This is a genomic window from Nocardioides currus (genome assembly GCF_003057875.1).
Classification (GTDB): domain Bacteria; phylum Actinomycetota; class Actinomycetes; order Propionibacteriales; family Nocardioidaceae; genus Nocardioides; species Nocardioides currus.
The window spans coordinates 154,734-170,357 of record NZ_PYXZ01000010.1 but is presented as its reverse complement, the minus strand read 5'-3'; the positions used below and the strand labels follow the sequence as shown (position 1 = coordinate 170,357).

Sequence of the window (15,624 nt, the reverse complement as noted above, 5' to 3'; positions counted from 1 at the left end):
GCACAATCATTGTGAGCCGACGCACAACGGGGTTCCAACAGTTTCTTGTCAGCAGAAGTTAGCGACCGCGCCGCTCTTAGGTGGTGCGAGAAGGGCGCTCGCTGGGCCGGCCACTGTCGTCCCACTGGGGGCGGTGTTACAGTCCCGAAACCCGCGCTTGACCGCCGCGGGAAGGTGAGTCGTCGGTCAGGCAGGAGCGTGATCATGCGCAAGGTGCAGATAGACCATCGGCGACCTCGATACGCCATCGATTCCATCGATCATGCTTTGCGCACGCTCCACCTGCTTCGCGATACCGGTGCGGTCAGAGTCTCCGACGTCGCGCTCAAGTTGGGGATCGCGCCGTCCACCGCTCACCGGATCATGGCCATGCTGGTCTATCAGGGTTTCGCGGTGCAGGACGACAGCCGCCGCTATCTCGCTGGCCCTGCACTGTGGGCACCCGTGATGACATCCCAGCGCACTGCAACACTCATCGAGGTCGCCCGACCGATTCTGGAAGACCTGTCCCGCGAGGTTGGTGAGATCATCAATCTGTCGGTTCGTGTCGGCGTGCACTCACGGGTTCTGCTGACCGTTGGAGACCTCGATCCGACTGCGGACGACGATCGAACGGGGCGGGTTTACCCCGCGCACTCCAGCGCTAGCGGACGGGCACTGCTTGCGTTGGAGCCCGACGCATTGCTTGAACGGCTCTTCGTGGGTCGCTCAGCGAAGGCCTACGGCTCGGCACTGACCAAGGCCGACCTGGATGAGCTGGCCACCGAGATCGCCGAGACGCGTAGACGTGGCTTCGCAGTCTGCGACGAAGAGGTTCAGCGGGGCGTCGCCGGTGTCGCCGTTCCCGTCAGCACACCTGACGGATCTGCGTGCACGATCGTTGTCCTCCTGCCCCATGGTCGGCTCAAACAGCTACGCCGTGACGTGGGCAAGATCGACCTGCTGTTTGCCGCCAAGCGTCGGCTGAGCGAAAGCTTGGTCGGTGCCGTCGGTAACAATGGTCTCGTGGAGTAGGCGGGCTTGCAGAGAGACCGCCAGAGTGCCGGCTACCAGCCGGCCTGCGACACGCGGCGAGTGCATCCGACGCTCAGATCACCAACCACGTCAGCGGCCACTGTCGCTTCCACCGGCGAGTCTTCGTCACCTGGAGCGGCAACGTCGGACCGAACCACCCACGGTGGCTGCGATGCGGCGCGCTCCGGGGCCGCGATGGTGGTTCTGCAGTCCCCCACCTACTACCAAAGCCGCCCAGAGCTCGACCTCAGTGACAGGTCACTTGGCCCTCAGCGCGGCCCTGTCACGTGCCCACGACGATGACGTGCAGCGTGCGGGGGCCATGTACGCCTTCGACCCGGATAAGTTCGATGTCGCTGGTTGCGGAGGGACCGCTAATCCAGGTCGTCGGTCGGCGTGGATCCAGCTGGGACATCACCTCTGGGACGCCCGCGAAGATCTGGTCCTCGCGGATGACGCACACATGGAGGTCAGGAACCAGCGACAGGGCGCGCCGCCCCTCGGCCTCACCGTGCTGGAGGAGGATCGTTCCGGTCTCGGCAATGCCCGCCGTCGCTGCAGTGACGACCGCGTGCACGGCGTCGAGCTCGCGTGCTGAGAGTCCCGTGTCCTCCACAGCACCGGGTACCTGCCACGAAAGCCCGGCAGGAACCACCACTGCCCCCTCCTGCGGGATGGCCCGCGCAATGCGCTTTGCGACCTCATTCGCGTCGCACCTTTCGACGACGGCTTGATAGTCAGCTACGCGTTCGATGAAGCGTTCTATCACCTCGCCGGTGCTTGCTGTCGACGGAGCGAGGTAGTTGCGCTCGATCACCGGAGCAGGCGGTGCACCTGCCAAAGCCCGTCGCACGTCGCCGATGATGTCGGCGCGGGCGCTCATGGCCTTCCTCCCGTTCTGCGCCACCACTTGCGAAAGCTCTCCTGCGGAGCCTCGGGGAGGTCTCGTGACCTGGTCCAGGCCGAGGCGCCGAAGCGGCGCGCGGCGCCCAGCCCGATCCGTGTGAACCGCTCGGCTAGCGCGAGTCGCCACGAAGAACTCAGGGTGGCGCGAGCAGTCTTCATCGCTACGGCCTCAGCCTTGGGCAGGCCGGATCGGTGGGCGTCAACCACTTGCGCGCGCAGGTTGACGAGGACCGAGGGGATGTCGATCAGCACCGGGCACACCTCGTAGCAGGCTCCGCACAAGGTGGACGCGTACGGCAGTGAGTCCACCTGGTCACTACTCCCCACCCCACGCAGCAAAGGGTTCAGGATGGCTCCGATCGGGCCCGGGTAAACCGAACCGTATGCATGTCCGCCGACACGCTCGTAGACCGGGCAGGCGTTGAGGCACGCGGAGCACCGGATGCATCGCAGCGCTTGACGGCCGATTTCGTCGGCCAAAGCCCGGGTACGGCCGTTGTCGAGGAGCACAACATGCACCTCCTGCGGCCCGTCACCAGCTGTGACGCCTGACCAGGTCGAGGTGTACGGGTTCATTCGCTCGCCAGTCGAAGACCGGGGCAGGAGTTGTAGGAAGACCTCGAGATCGCGCCAACTTGGCACGACCTTCTCTATGCCGACCACTGAGACCAGGACGTCGGGCAAGGTCAAGCACATCCGGCCGTTGCCCTCGGACTCCACCACGACGAGTGTTCCCGTCTCAGCCACCGCGAAGTTGGCTCCCGAGACAGCCACCTTGGCGCGCAGGAACTTCTCACGCAGGTGCATTCTTGCTGCCTCGGCCAGCCTCGCCGGGTCATCGGTCAGTCCGGGCGGCGCGTCGGGCATCTCCCGCAAGAAGATCTCCCTCACCTCGCTGCGGTTGCGATGGATTGCGGGAACCAGGATGTGGGAGGGCAGGTCGTCCCCGAGTTGCACGATGAGCTCGGCGAGGTCCGTCTCCCACGCAGCGATACCTTCTGCCGCAAGCGCCTCGTTGAGGCCAATCTCCTGGGTGACCATCGACTTGACCTTGACCACCTCGTCAGCTTCGTGGGCGCGCGCGACCTCCGCAACGATCCGGCAGGCCTCAGCGGCATCACGGGCCCAATGCACGACCGCACCGGCGTCTTGGAGGGCGGACTCGAGCGTGAGTAGATGGTCGTCCAGACGCAGTAGGACGTCGTCCTTGATTGCTGCTCCCGCGATCCGGAGCGCCTCCCACTGCTCGAGCTCGCCGACGACCGCGGCGCGCTTGGCGCGGATGGTCGAGGTTGCGTGGTCGAGATTGGCGCGCAACTGGGCGTTGTCTAGCGCGTCCCGGGCGGCCGCGGGAAAGGCGGGCATGCCGACGAAGGTGCCCGTCACCTTCGTCCTCCTCCAGGCGGCCGGGTCTGGGCCAACACGTCGGCTAGGTGCATGACCCGGACGCCCGAGCGCTGTCGATCCAGCAGTCCGCCGATGTGGGTCAGGCACGACCGGTCGCCGGCGACAAGCACGTCGGCGCCGGTCGCGAGCACGTTGCGTACTTTGTCCTCGCCGATCGCGACGGAGGTACCGGCGTTCTTGACCGCGAAGGTGCCACCAAAACCACAGCACTCCTCTGCCTCGGAGAGCGGGAGCAGTGTGAGCCCTTCGACGGCCTCGAGCAGCTTCGTCGGCCGGTCTCCTACCCCGAGCATCCGAAGGGAGTGGCAGGTCGGGTGGTATGCCACCGTGTGTGGAAACCACGCCCCAACATCGATGACGCCAAGGACGTCGACGATGAACTCCGAGAGCTCGAAGACCCGCGGCGCGAGGTCGGCAGACCTTTCCGCGAGCAACGGGTCGCCAGCACGGGCGCTTACGATCGCGTGCTGGTGACGCACAGAGCCTGCGCACGAGCCCGACGGTGTTACTACGGCGTCGTAGCCGGCGAAGGCATCCACGAATGTCCGCAACACGGGCACTGCCTCGTTGATGTAGCCCGTGTTGACCATCGGCTGGCCGCAGCATGTCTGCGCGGCCGGGAACTCAACATCGACGCCGAGCCGTCGCAGAAGACGGACGACGTTTCGTCCGGTATCGGGGTAGAGCGCGTCGTTGATGCAGGTAACCTGCAGCGCTACACGCATTGGCTGAACCAGTCCTCTCACGTCGAAATCGTCCACGTTGCCTCCGGCACCCACGCCTCAGCGCGCGCGACGTGTGGCTGTACGGTGCGGGCGTCGCCTCGAGTCGTCGCCCGGTTTAGTGACTCCCGCCGCGCGTCCCCATTTGGGGCAGTGGGTCACGAACACCGCCCAGGACGCGCGCCCTCCATGCTTGGTTGGTTGCGGGGTCAAGAGGGTGGGGGCGACGTCAGCACTGCATCCATTCCAAGTACGATCCTTACGATTCCGATGCGCATGGATGGATCAGATGTCGAGCACGAGTGCCGGCGACGAGGCGCGGGAGACACAGATCATCATGTAGGTGCCCTCGGCCCGCTCCTCGTCGTTGAGGATCGAGTCCCGGTGCTCCGGAACCCCTTCCAGGACGACCGATTCGCACGTGCCGCACGTTCCGACTCCACAGGACGAGGGCACGCCCACGCCAGCGTCGGCAAGGACGTCGATAATGCTGGTCCCGGGCGGGATCCTGTGCGATGTTCCGGCACGAGCGAGTCTGACCTCGAACTCACGGTCGGTCGAAACCTCGAGCGCCTTCGGGACGAAGCGTTCGATGTGCAGGCTGCCCGGCGGCCAGTGTGCTGCGGCCTTCTCCGTGGCGTTCAACAAGGCAGCGGGGCCGCAGCAGTAGATCTTGGTCCCGGACTGGGGATCGGCAAGCAGAGCCTCCAGGCCGAGGAGTCCGGACTCGTCCTCGGGCAGCACGGACACCTGCGGGCCCAGCTCTGCCAGCTCGCGCTGGAAGGCCATCGTGGATCGCGACCTACCGCCGTAGTCGAGGGTCCATGGCTTGCCGAGAGCCGTCGCCTCGGCGAGCATGGGTACGATCGGGGTGATGCCGATCCCACCGGCGATGAAGACGTAGCGCTCAGCTTCGACGAGAGCGAAGTTGTTCCGGGGAGCCGAGACGGTCAGCCGGTCCCCCAGCCGTACCTCGTCGTGCAGGTATGCCGACCCACCACGTCCCTCTGCCTCACGCAAGACGGCGATGTGATAGCTCGAACGAGTAGCTCGGTCGCCGCATAGGGAGTACTGGCGTACGACCTCGCCGCAGCGAACGTCGATGTGGGCTCCCGGCTCCCACGGAGGTAGGTCCGTGGCGTCGGGACTGCTCAGCGTCAGCCCGACGACGCTGGCGGAGTGCCTATCTCGGGCTGTGACCACGAGCTCCAGGTCAGTTGTCCTCATGGAAGGCCCGTTCACGCCGTGTGGAACCTGACAGGCAGCGCCATGAGCGCTGGGAACATCAGGTCGGGGTATCGATGCGATCCGTCGCACAGCTCGATGTGCGAGAAGGCATCGGCCAGGCCCAAGAGTGTCTCCTGGAGCTGGATCCGTGCGATGGGGGCGCCGAGGCAGTGGTGCAGACCACCGCCGAAGGCCTGATGGGATCCTGCGTTCTCCCGAAGAATGTCGAGTTCGTCGGCGTTGCTGAACACAGCACCATCACGATTGGCCGCAGCGAGCATCAGGATGACCTTCGACCCGGCGGCCAGAACGGTCCCGTCCGAAGCGACGTAGTTGTCGGTCAGGAATCGCACCCGAACGTGGACCGGCGTCCGGTACCGCAGGAACTCCTCGACGATGTTCGTCACGAGACCCGGCTCCTCGCGCAGCGCACCCAGGATGTGCGGATGCTGGCCAAGGAGCTGTACCGCGTTCGAGATCGACGTTCGCGTCGTCTCGTACCCGGCATCGAGAACCGTGTGCAGAAGCGAGAGTGCCTCGATGTGGCTGATCTCGCTGGCTCGCTCTGCCTCAAGCACCAGGCGGACGAATGGACTGTGCTGCTCCAGACTCCGGCTGCTGACGAACTCGTCGAAGTAGTCGAGGTAGAACTGGGTGATCTGATCCAGGGCCGATTTCTGCGCGCCATCGATCGGCATGGGCGAGAAGATCAGGAGGAAGTCGTGCTGATCCTTGGTCAGGATGCCCCAGTCCTCCTCAGGGATACCGAGGAAGCTGCAGATCACGCCCTTCGGAACGTCGACGGCGAGGTCCTGTACCGCGTCGACGACATCAGTGCGCGCCAACAGCCGTTCAATCGCTCGGCGCACCGAGTCGGTGGCGAGCTCCCTGAACTGCTCGACGCGGCGTGGGATGAACATCGGGCCGACGACCTTGCGCAAGCGTGTGTGGGCGGGGGCATCGATCTGGGACAGGTTCGCCTTCAGCCGCTGGAGCGCCGGGCCTTCGTCGAGCCACTCAGGAGCCACGGCCCCGGCCGGCTGAAGCCGGGTCTCCGGGAGTCGGTTCAAAGCCGCCACATCTGCGTGGTGACTCACCAGCCAGGTCGGAACGCCGTCGGCCGTCGGCAGTGGCACCGCTGCGCCCATGGCGCGGAGTTCGAGGTACTCCTGCGTCCGGTCACCCGACAGAAAGGTCTCGTCCGTGAGGTCCGGCAGGCCCGCTTGGTCGACGCTCATCCAATGTCCTAACGATGTGGTTGGACTCACACCGTAGGACACCACTGCATAACACGCGAATACCAGTGATGGCATGGTTCCATAAGGAAAACCTTATGGACCTGGGTGAACGCTCGGTCCCGACAGTTGCGATCGCACGAGATCGAACACTGCCTTCTGTGTCGGCGCGAATGACTTTGCTTTGCGCCATACCAGGATGATGCGTTCGGACAGGTCCAGCCCGTCGACGCGGAGTTGATGCAGCCGGCCCTCGGCAATATCGGTCTCGACGAGGTAGTGCGGCATCAGGATCGCCCAGCCGTGACGGCTGGCCTCTCGCTTCATCGGCTCCGCGTGTCCGAATCGGACCACGAACCTGGGCTCCTTGTCCGAGAGCTGGCGGAGCTGGTGGTGGAGCTGCCTCTCGGGACTGCCCGCCCGCGGCACTCCGACGAAGGGCAGGTCCAGAGCATCATCCAGGCTGATGGACGCACCAGCGGGGAGCAGCGATGGACCGACGCACAGACTCATGGGCTCATGCCTCAGGAGAGCAGTGGACACACCCTCCGGGACATCGCGCTCATCCCAACTGATCACGGCGAAGTCCACCTCTCCGCTCTCGACCGCCTGCAGCGCTTCGTCGGGCGGAAGAACGCACAGATTCAGGTCCACCTGCGGCCGCTCGCGCACGAAGTCCGCAAGTAGCGGTGGAAGCAGGTAGCTTCCAACAGACATCGAGCCAGCGATCGCGACGGAACCGGCCACGCCGGTCTCAAGGTCCTCGACATCGCGGCGGACCTCCGCAGCGCCGGCGAGGACTTGCCTTGCCCACACGTCAACTCGGTGGCCTGCCTCGGTGAGAGTCAAGCGGTTGCCGGTTCTCACGAACATCTTGGCTCCCCCGAGCCACGATTCAAGCGCCTTGATCTGGCTCGAGACGGCAGGCTGCGCGATTCTTAAGATCCTGGCCGCTCGCGTCACGCTTCGCTCGTCAACTACCAGCCGGAACACCTCGAGCCGCCGAAGAGTAAGGGGAACGTCCACCCCGAGATATAAGCACGTCGTTATGGACCGCGCAGATGAAGCGTTGGCCGTGAGTCGCCATCGAGTGCTGGAGAGTCATTTGGCCGACACCCTCGCGTCGCGCATGTCATCAGCGAGAGCGAGGCCAACACCTGCTACCGAGTAGTCCCACACCGCCGCCGGGGTCGACGTCGACGTCATCAAGCACATGATGGGGAGCCGGAGCCAATCCAGCGGGGACCTGAGGCGCCAGGGCCGGTATCGGGGTCGCCAACTGCGGAGCCCGAGGCGCGGCCCCTCGCGTGCTGCAGCTACCCGGGACAACGCTTGCGAGCGGGTTCTCCCGTTCCCGGCGCTGATCGAGACCAGGTCGCACGGGCTGAAGGTAGGCCTCCGGGCCGCCTAGTCCGAGTGCATCAACCCTTACCCATAGGGCATATCAACCGCGATGAGTCGATCGCCTGCACGGGAACCCTTACACGGCCACACCGAGCGAACGTTTCAAACCCGAGGAGCTCAGTACGAAGCCGGCCTGCCGATCGCGCCATTCAGCCCCGCGCCGCCTCAGACAGCGCACTCCTGACCTGAGCCGCGATGGAGTCCGGGTCGGTCGTCGCCGTCACGACGACGACCGTCGTAGCGCCTGCCGCCGAGCCCACCACCTCCGCGAACCTGTCCCTGACGTCATCGAAGGCGCGCTCGAGCTCGGCGCGCGCCTGGTGCTCCTTCGTCTCGCCCCGCAGCCACCTGCGGAGCACGAAATTGTGGGCGGTCACGACCGCCGAGGCGTACTGCTCGCCGTACAGAGCCGTCGCGAAGTCGCCTTCTTCACAACGGGCGCGCATCGCATTGCGAAACAACTGAAAGTACTCCTGCGTACCGACGAGCTCGCGCACCTGCAGGGCCGGGACCGTGCGCGCCAGCTCGTAGCGCTGCCGAGCGCGCTCCCCCTCCGCCAGGTAATGGGCGAACACAAACCGGGCGGCGTCAAGCACCTCCATGTGCAGGTCGCCTGAATCGGCCGCGTCCAGACGATCGGCAAGCAGCGCCAGGAGCTCGTCGTGGGCAGGGAAGATCGCGTCTTCCTTGGCACGGAACTTGCGGAAGAAGGTGGTCCGCCCGACGCCCGCAGCCGCGGCGATGTCGTCGACGGTCGTCGCATCGAAACCCTGGGTCGAGAAGAGCTCGAACGCAGCCGCCCGGATGCGGTCTTCGGTGGAGACGCTCACGATGTAGACCTTCCCACAGGGAACTCCGTTCCATAGTACGGTACTCAGTGCCGACAGCAGGCTCAAGCGCACCAGCGCTCCGATCCCAGCGCCGAACGGAGGAAATCGTGGCCAACCATCAGTGGTACATCACCTCCCGGGGCTGGACCTGGGCGTACGAGGGAGGCCAGGCCCAACGCGTGCCGACCCTCACCAACCACGCCAAGGGACTCGGGCAGACCCGAACCGCCTGCGGCCTCGACTGCAGCCCCTGGACGAAGTTCTGGCACCTGCCGTACCGGCCAGGAGTGGTCGGACAGTCCTGCCCCGAGTGCGACGCGAAGGTCAGTGCAGACGGCACCCGAACAGCCCTCCACCATTCCTAGCCAACCCGCACTCACCGAGAACGAGGACACCGATGACCCGCCTTTGCCAGACCGAAGGCCTCAGCGAGGACCAGTCCGAGATCCTGAAGGCCGTGCGCGTCTTCGTGGACGAGCAGATCATCCCGGTGGCGCAGGAGCTCGAGCACTCCGACACCTACCCGCAGGAGATCATCGACGGGCTCAAGGAGCTCGGCGTCTTCGGCCTGACCATTCCCGAGGAGTTCGGCGGCCTGGGCGAGTCCCTGCTGACCTACGCCCTGGTGGTCGAGGAGATCGCCCGCGGCTGGATGAGCGTGTCGGGTGTCATCAACACCCACTTCATCGTGGCCTACCTGCTCATGCAGCACGGCACCGAGGAGCAGAAGGCCAAGTACCTGCCCCGCATGGCGACCGGCGAGGTCCGCGGCGCGTTCTCGATGTCCGAGCCCGGCCTGGGCTCCGACGTGTCCGCCGTGTCGACGAAGGCCACGAAGCAGGCCGACGGCTCGTACTCCATCACCGGCCAGAAGATGTGGCTGACCAACGGCGCCACCTCGACCCTGGTCGCGCTGCTGACCAAGACCGACGAGGGTGCCGAGTCGGTCTACAAGAACATGACGACCTTCCTCGTCGAGAAGGAGGCCGGCTTCGGGGAGACCGCCCAGGGCGTCACCGTTCCCGGCAAGATCGACAAGATGGGCTACAAGGGCGTCGAGACGACCGAGCTCATCCTCGAGGGCCACCAGATCGGCGCCGACCAGATCCTGGGCGGCGAGCCGGGCAAGGGCTTCTTCCAGATGATGGACGGTGTCGAGGTCGGTCGCGTCAACGTCGCCGCCCGTGCGTGCGGCCTGGCCTGGCGCGGCTTCGAGCTCGGTGTGGCCTACGCCCAGCAGCGCAAGACCTTCGGCAAGGTCATCGCCGAGCACCAGGCGGTGCTGTTCCGGATCGCGGAGATGGCGACCAAGGTCGAGGTCGCGCACAACATGATGGTTCGCGCGGCGCGTCTGAAGGACACGGGCAAGCGGATGGACGTCGAGGCCGGCATGGCCAAGATGGTCGCCTCGGAGTACGCCAACGAGGTCGTCGAGGACTCCTTCCGGATCCACGGTGGCTACGGCTACTCCAAGGAGTACGAGATCGAGCGGCTGATGCGTGAGGTCAAGTTCATGCTCATCGGTGAGGGCACCTCCGACATCCAGAAGATGATCATCGGCCGGTCCCTGCTCAAGGACTACCGGCTCGCCTGAACCACCCGATCTCCGGCCGGGCGCTGCTCGAAGTCATGCCCGACGCGTCCGGCCGGTTTCCCCTCACAGGAGACTGACATGCAGCACATCCTCGACGCCATCCAGGCAGATGCGAGCTCCGAGGAGTTCGCCGACCTCGAGCTTCCCGAGTCGTATCGCGCAGCTTGGGTCGACAAGGAGGACGTCGACATGTTCGAGGGCATCGACTCTCGTGACAAGGACCCCCGTAAGTCCTTGCATGTTGACCAGGTTCCGCTGCCCGAGCTCGGCCCGGGCGAGGCCTTCGTGGCCGTAATGGCCTCCGCGATCAACTACAACACCGTGTGGACCTCGATCTTCGAGCCCGTCTCGACGTTCGGGTTCCTCGAGCGCTACGGCCGGTTCTCGGAGCTGGGGAAGCGGCACGACCTTCCCTATCACCAGGTCGGTTCGGACCTGGCAGGCGTGGTGCTCCGGGTCGGCCCAGGGGTGACTCGCTGGAAGCCGGGCGACCGCGTCGTCGCGCATTGCCTCTCGGTGGAGTTGGAGGGGTCAGATGGCCACAACGACTCCATGCTCGACAGCGAGCAGCGCATCTGGGGCTTCGAGACCAACTTCGGCGGCCTCGCCGAGATCGCGATGGTCAAGGCCAACCAGCTGATGCCGAAGCCCGAGCACCTCACCTGGGAGGAGGCCGCCTCCCCCGGCCTGGTCAACTGCACGGCGTACCGCCAGCTCGTCTCGGCCAACGGCGGCAACATGAAGCAGGGCGACAACGTCCTCATCTGGGGCGCCTCCGGCGGCCTCGGCGGCTTCGCCACCCAGTACGCCCTCAACGGCGGCGCGAACCCGATCTGCGTGGTCTCCAACGAGGAGAAGGCCCAGATCGTGCGCAACATGGGCGCCGAGCACGTCATCAACCGCTCCGAGCTCGCCCCGAAGTTCTGGAACGAGGAGGGCACCCAGCAGAACCCGAAGGAGTGGCAGCGCTTCGGCAAGGCCATCCGCGAGCTCACCGGCGGCGAGGACATCGACATCGTCTTCGAGCACCCCGGCCGCGAGACCTTCGGCGCCTCGGTCTACGTCACCCGCAAGGGCGGCACCATCACCACCTGCGCCTCGACCTCGGGCTACATGCACGAGTACGACAACCGCTACCTGTGGATGAACCTCAAGAAGATCATCTCCAGCCACTTCGCCAACTACCGCGAGTCGTGGGAGGCCAACCGCCTCATCGCCCAGGGCAAGATCCACCCCACCCTGTCGCGCACCTACAAGCTCGAGGACACCGGCCAGGCCGCCCTCGACGTGCACCACAACAAGCACCAGGGCAAGGTCGGCGTCCTGTGCCTCTCCCCCGAGGAGGGCCTCGGCGTCAAGAACGAGGAGCTCCGCGAGCAGCACCTCGACAAGATCAACCTCTTCCGCGGCATCTGATCACCACCGGGAGGCGCAGAAGGCGGGCTCGCAGGGGGCGTGACAACTTGACCGCGGTCCGCGCGACGAACCTCAGGAAGAGCGCACCTTCTTCCTGACGATCGCGGCAGCCGTGACAGCGACGATCAGGCCGACGCCGTAGAAGACGTCCTGGACCCAGCCCGTGTAGCCGAGGAGCTGCAGCCCGATCACACCGGTGGCGAGGAAGAAGATGCCGAGGAAGGTGCCCATCGGGTTGAACTGGCCGGGTTGCACGACGGCAGTGCCGAGGAAAACGGCGGCCAGCGCGGGGAGCAGGTAGACCGAGGAGCCGGTGGGGTCGACTCCGCCGACGGTCGCGACCAGAAGGATGCCAGCGAGACCTGCGAGGAGGCCTCCGGCAACGTAGCTGCCGGCGCGGATCCGCGCGACGTTGATGCCGGCCAGCCGGGCGACGTCCCGGTTGGCGCCGACGAAGATGATGTGGCGCCCCAGCGGCGTCCAGGCGAGGACGTAGGCGAACAACACGCTCGCGAGCAGGCCGTAGTAGAAGGACAGCGGGAGGCCGACCACCGTGTGGCGGGCGAGGTCGCTGAAGTCCTGGTCGGACACCGAGACGATCGTCGACGAGCCCACCAGGGTGGCGAGCCCGAGGAAGAGGCTGGCGGACCCGAGCGTCACGATCAGGGACGGCACCTCCATGACCACGACGAAGAAGGCGTTCAGCACACCGCAGGCCAGTGCGGCCCCGAGCGCGGCGACACAGCTCATCCAGATCGGTACGCCGTGCAGCGTAGTCAGCACCGGCACGGTCGTCGCGGAGAGCCCCATGACGCTCGCAAAGGAGAGGTCGAACTCACCGACGACGAAGGTGCACAGCGCCGCCAGTGCGAGGAACACCATGACCGACTGGGAGCCGAGGATCGCTTGCAGCGTGGAGGTGCTGAGGAACGTGCTCGGCATCAGGACGCCGTAGACAGCGACGATGATCGCCCACACGACCAGCAGTGCGTAGCGGGCGGACACGGTGCGCAGGAGCCGTTGCGCGCGGGACACGCCGGGCACAGCCGCACCGGAGCCGGGATCGGCCGGGGTGCCGCTGCTGGTCACGTCGGACGCGGGCTCGGGGTGCGACACGGCGGTCGCGCTGTCACTGATGGTCATGCGGAGGCTCCTGTGGGCTGCTGTGCTGCGTAGATCTGCTGGACGAGGAGGTCGGGGTCGTCAGCGCTGCCCGGTCGCAGCCCTCCTCGGGATTGGTGGACCAGCACCCGGTCGCAGATCTCGGTCAGGTCGTCGACCTCGCTGCTGACGACCACGACGGCGGTGCCGTCGGCGGCGGCGCGGACGAGGCGCCGCAGGATGTCCTTGCGGGCGCCGACGTCGACCGCCTGGGTGGGCTCGTGCAAGACGAGCACCTTCGGGTTGCCGGTCAGCCACTTGGCGAGGAGCACCTTCTGCTGGTTGCCCCCGCTCAGCTGCTTGACCAGTGCGCGGGGGTCGGCCGGGCGGATGCCCAGCTCCCGGATCGCGTGCCAGGTCTGGTCGGCCTGCCAGCCACGGCCGACGAAACCGGCCGAGCCGTGGTGCCGCAGTCGCGGCATGCAGAGGTTGTCCTGCACGGACAGGTCCAGGGCGAGCCCGTCCCGGTCGCGACGCTCGGGCACCAGGGCCAGGCCTGCCGCGAGCCGGTCCTGGATGCCGGCGTCGTGCCCCAGCTCGTGGCCGTCGACCTCGACGCCCCCAACCGCACCCGGGATCGCACCGGCGAGGAGGTAGGGCAGCTCCTCGTGGCCGCTGCCCGGGAGCCCGGTGATGCCGACGATCTCCCCGGCAGCGACCTCGAGGTCGACGTGGCGGAGGTTCGTCCCCGACACGCCGCGCACGCGGAGCACCGGACGGCCCCGCTCGACCCGGTCCTGCGCCGCACGGCTCGACGCTGCGATGTCGAAGGAGGAACCGAGCATCGCCCGGGCGATGTCGTGCTCGTCCAGGTCGTCGGTCTCGAGTCCCGCAGCTGCGACGCGCCCGTCCCGGAGCACGGTGACCCGCTGGGTCACCGCCTTGAGCTCCGGGAGGCTGTGGCTGATCAGGATCGCCGATGCGCCCTCGGCCACGATCCGCCGCAGCATGGCGTGGATCCGCTCGAGCTCTTCGCCGTTCAGGGCGCGGGTCGACTCGTCGAGGATCATCAGCCCCTTGCCGGGAGCGTGGTCACGCAGGGCGCGGGCGATGGCGATCTCCGCGCGTTCCGGAGCACCCAGGCCCGCCACCAGCGCGTCGGGCTCCAGGTCGATGCCGAGCCGCTCGAGGGTGCGCGCGGTGAGCCGGTCGCGCTCTCGACGGTCGATCCGCCCTCCGCGCGCGGTGGGGAATCCGCCCACGCAGACGTTCTCGGCGACGGTGAGGTGGTCGATCAGGCCGAGGTCCTGGTGCACCACCGAGATGCCCGCGGCCCGGACTTCGTTCCAGCGGACCGGCATCCGCACCTCCGCACCGTCCACCGAGAGATGTGCGCCGGTGTCCGGGGTGTAGACGCCGGTGAGGATCTTGATCAGGGTGGACTTGCCCGATCCGTTCTGCCCGGCGAGACCGTGGATCTCGCCGGGCGCGACGGACAGCTGCACGTCGTCGAGCACCTTGACCGGGCCGAACGTCTTCGACAGTCCGCGCAGCGACAGGCGCAGGGCCGGGTGGGTCAACGTGCGCCCCACGCCGTGAGGAACAGGTCCTGGTACCCGTCCTCGCCGTACCACTCGTTGGTGGCGTAGCCGGCGGGCGTCAGGTCGAGGTCACCCACGTTGTCGGCGGTGAAGAGGCGGACCACGGCGCCGGTCGTGCTGGGCTCGCTGCCCGTCATCATCCGGACGATGCCGTCGGCGAACCGCCAGCCCCAGAACGCCGGGCTCAGGCCGGTGTCGGCGATCTGGGTGTCGTCGGCCTTGATCCGCTGGAGGGCATCGAGGTTGCCGTTGGTCGAGGCGAGCTTGACCTTGCCGTCGCGGCCGGCGGACTGGATCCCGGCGATCGCCGGGGCGCCCGACTCGTCGATCTCGCCGACGATGTAGTCGATGTCGGGGTTCTTGATGAGCTCGGCGCTGACCTGGGAGGCCAGCTTGCTCAGGCTGGCGGTGTTCGTGTCGATACGGGTCACGGTGCAGCCGGGGCACTCGTCGGCGTAGTACTTCTCGGCGTGGTCTGCCGTCTTGAGCAGCGCCGGCGAGTCGGTGACGCCGAGGAACAGGATGTTGGCCTTGCCCTTGCTGTCGGCGATCACGGCGTCCGCGGTGCGCTCGACGCCCTTGGCGTGGTCGACGCTGGTGTCGTCGTAGGCCAGTGCCGCGTCGGCCGGTCGGTCGGGCGACGGGACGGCGCCTGCCAGCAGGACCGGGATGCCCTTGTCGACCAGGGCGTCGTACGCCGCCGGGATCAGGCCGTAGTCGACGAAGCTCGTCACCACCGCGTCCGCACCGGCGGTCGAGGCCTGCTCGAGGCACTTGGCGACCTCGGTGGGCACGAACTTGCCGTCGCAGATGTGCACGTCGACGTCGAGGTGGGCCAGCGCGGCGCTCGTGCCGTCGCCCATCGCCTTCAGGATCGGTGCGGCAGTGCCGAGGGGGACGTACCAGACCGTCTTGCCGGCGAGGGCCTCGGCGCCGGCGACCGGGGCGACCTGCGGGAAGTCGTCGAACTCGGCCGTCGCCTGTTCGGCCCGCGCCGCAGCAGCGTCCACCTGGTCGGTGCTGGTGTCGCCGGACGCGCCACCATCCTTCTCCCCTGCTCCGCAGGCGACGAGGCCGCCAGCGAGGAGCAGCGTGGAGCCGGCGAGCGCGACCCGGCGAGCGGTGGTGGTGCGGAGCTTGATGAACATGGATCTCCTTGTGAGCGGG

13 protein-coding genes are annotated in these 15,624 nt (G+C 66.9%); 3 read left to right on the top strand and 10 right to left on the bottom strand.

The features are described from left to right. Positions 1-204 precede the first annotated feature (204 nt). Positions 205-1,014 carry an IclR family transcriptional regulator gene (locus C7S10_RS19400; RefSeq protein ID WP_133176566.1) on the top strand — a complete coding sequence of 270 codons (810 nt, stop codon included), beginning with the start codon at positions 205-207 and terminating at the stop codon, positions 1,012-1,014. A gap of 283 nt (positions 1,015-1,297) precedes the next feature. Here C7S10_RS19400 and C7S10_RS19395 read toward each other — a convergent pair whose 3' ends face one another. From C7S10_RS19395 to C7S10_RS19365, 7 genes are all read right to left on the bottom strand, one after another. Continuing rightward, on the bottom strand, positions 1,298-1,897 hold the full coding sequence (locus tag C7S10_RS19395) for a LutC/YkgG family protein (RefSeq protein WP_108346139.1): 600 nt from the start codon (positions 1,895-1,897) through the stop codon (positions 1,298-1,300). Next, positions 1,894-3,285: a lactate utilization protein B gene (locus tag C7S10_RS19390; RefSeq protein WP_108346137.1), complete on the bottom strand. Its 1,392-nt coding sequence runs from the start codon at positions 3,283-3,285 to the stop codon at positions 1,894-1,896. The genes C7S10_RS19395 and C7S10_RS19390 overlap by 4 nt, the downstream gene beginning before the upstream one ends. A gap of 17 nt (positions 3,286-3,302) precedes the next feature. Beyond that, positions 3,303-4,052 (bottom strand): (Fe-S)-binding protein, encoded by a 750-nt coding sequence (locus tag C7S10_RS19385; RefSeq protein ID WP_108346098.1) that lies wholly within the window; start codon positions 4,050-4,052, stop codon positions 3,303-3,305. A 282-nt stretch (positions 4,053-4,334) separates the two neighbouring features. After that, entirely contained in the window at positions 4,335-5,276 is a 942-nt protein-coding gene (locus C7S10_RS19380; RefSeq protein ID WP_108346097.1) for a PDR/VanB family oxidoreductase, read from the bottom strand. Between the two features lie 11 nt (positions 5,277-5,287). Beyond that, positions 5,288-6,514, bottom strand: coding sequence for a cytochrome P450 (locus C7S10_RS19375; RefSeq protein ID WP_165807238.1), 1,227 nt, complete (start codon positions 6,512-6,514; stop codon positions 5,288-5,290). 93 nt (positions 6,515-6,607) lie between these two features. Next, complete coding sequence (locus tag C7S10_RS19370; RefSeq protein ID WP_108346095.1) at positions 6,608-7,537, bottom strand: LysR family transcriptional regulator; 930 nt, start codon at positions 7,535-7,537, stop codon at positions 6,608-6,610. Between the two features lie 527 nt (positions 7,538-8,064). Continuing rightward, the gene (locus C7S10_RS19365; RefSeq protein WP_243395479.1) at positions 8,065-8,745 is read right to left on the bottom strand and encodes a TetR family transcriptional regulator; all 681 of its coding nucleotides are present in this window, start codon (positions 8,743-8,745) and stop codon (positions 8,065-8,067) included. A 397-nt stretch (positions 8,746-9,142) separates the two neighbouring features. On the opposite strand from C7S10_RS19365, the gene C7S10_RS19355 reads away from it, so the two are divergent. Together C7S10_RS19355 and ccrA are read left to right on the top strand one after the other, a co-directional pair. Beyond that, on the top strand, positions 9,143-10,339 hold the full coding sequence (locus C7S10_RS19355; protein ID WP_108346093.1) for an acyl-CoA dehydrogenase family protein: 1,197 nt from the start codon (positions 9,143-9,145) through the stop codon (positions 10,337-10,339). A gap of 78 nt (positions 10,340-10,417) precedes the next feature. Beyond that, positions 10,418-11,755: a crotonyl-CoA carboxylase/reductase gene (gene ccrA / locus C7S10_RS19350; protein WP_108346092.1), complete on the top strand. Its 1,338-nt coding sequence runs from the start codon at positions 10,418-10,420 to the stop codon at positions 11,753-11,755. 72 nt (positions 11,756-11,827) lie between these two features. Here the strand turns inward: ccrA and C7S10_RS19345 are convergent, their stop codons facing one another. The 3 genes from C7S10_RS19345 to C7S10_RS19335 are packed head-to-tail and all read right to left on the bottom strand — an operon-like array spanning position 11,828 to position 15,605. Then, positions 11,828-12,898 (bottom strand): ABC transporter permease, encoded by a 1,071-nt coding sequence (locus C7S10_RS19345; RefSeq protein ID WP_108346091.1) that lies wholly within the window; start codon positions 12,896-12,898, stop codon positions 11,828-11,830. Next, positions 12,895-14,448, bottom strand: coding sequence for a sugar ABC transporter ATP-binding protein (locus C7S10_RS19340; RefSeq protein ID WP_207769479.1), 1,554 nt, complete (start codon positions 14,446-14,448; stop codon positions 12,895-12,897). The genes C7S10_RS19345 and C7S10_RS19340 overlap by 4 nt, the downstream gene beginning before the upstream one ends. After that, on the bottom strand, positions 14,433-15,605 hold the full coding sequence (locus C7S10_RS19335; RefSeq protein WP_108346090.1) for a sugar ABC transporter substrate-binding protein: 1,173 nt from the start codon (positions 15,603-15,605) through the stop codon (positions 14,433-14,435). The genes C7S10_RS19340 and C7S10_RS19335 overlap by 16 nt, the downstream gene beginning before the upstream one ends. Positions 15,606-15,624: the final 19 nt, after the last annotated feature.

Bases quoted from the DNA above. Each gene is read 5' to 3' on its own strand.
- C7S10_RS19400 (WP_133176566.1), top strand. From the start codon at position 205: ATGCGCAAGGTGCAGATAGACCATCGGCGACCTCGATACGCCATCGAT.
- C7S10_RS19395 (WP_108346139.1), bottom strand. From the start codon at position 1,897: ATGAGCGCCCGCGCCGACATCATCGGCGACGTGCGACGGGCTTTGGCA.
- C7S10_RS19390 (WP_108346137.1), bottom strand. From the start codon at position 3,285: ATGCCCGCCTTTCCCGCGGCCGCCCGGGACGCGCTAGACAACGCCCAG.
- C7S10_RS19385 (WP_108346098.1), bottom strand. From the start codon at position 4,052: ATGCGTGTAGCGCTGCAGGTTACCTGCATCAACGACGCGCTCTACCCC.
- C7S10_RS19380 (WP_108346097.1), bottom strand. From the start codon at position 5,276: ATGAGGACAACTGACCTGGAGCTCGTGGTCACAGCCCGAGATAGGCAC.
- C7S10_RS19375 (WP_165807238.1), bottom strand. From the start codon at position 6,514: ATGAGCGTCGACCAAGCGGGCCTGCCGGACCTCACGGACGAGACCTTT.
- C7S10_RS19355 (WP_108346093.1), top strand. From the start codon at position 9,143: ATGACCCGCCTTTGCCAGACCGAAGGCCTCAGCGAGGACCAGTCCGAG.
- ccrA (WP_108346092.1), top strand. From the start codon at position 10,418: ATGCAGCACATCCTCGACGCCATCCAGGCAGATGCGAGCTCCGAGGAG.
- C7S10_RS19345 (WP_108346091.1), bottom strand. From the start codon at position 12,898: ATGACCATCAGTGACAGCGCGACCGCCGTGTCGCACCCCGAGCCCGCG.
- C7S10_RS19335 (WP_108346090.1), bottom strand. From the start codon at position 15,605: ATGTTCATCAAGCTCCGCACCACCACCGCTCGCCGGGTCGCGCTCGCC.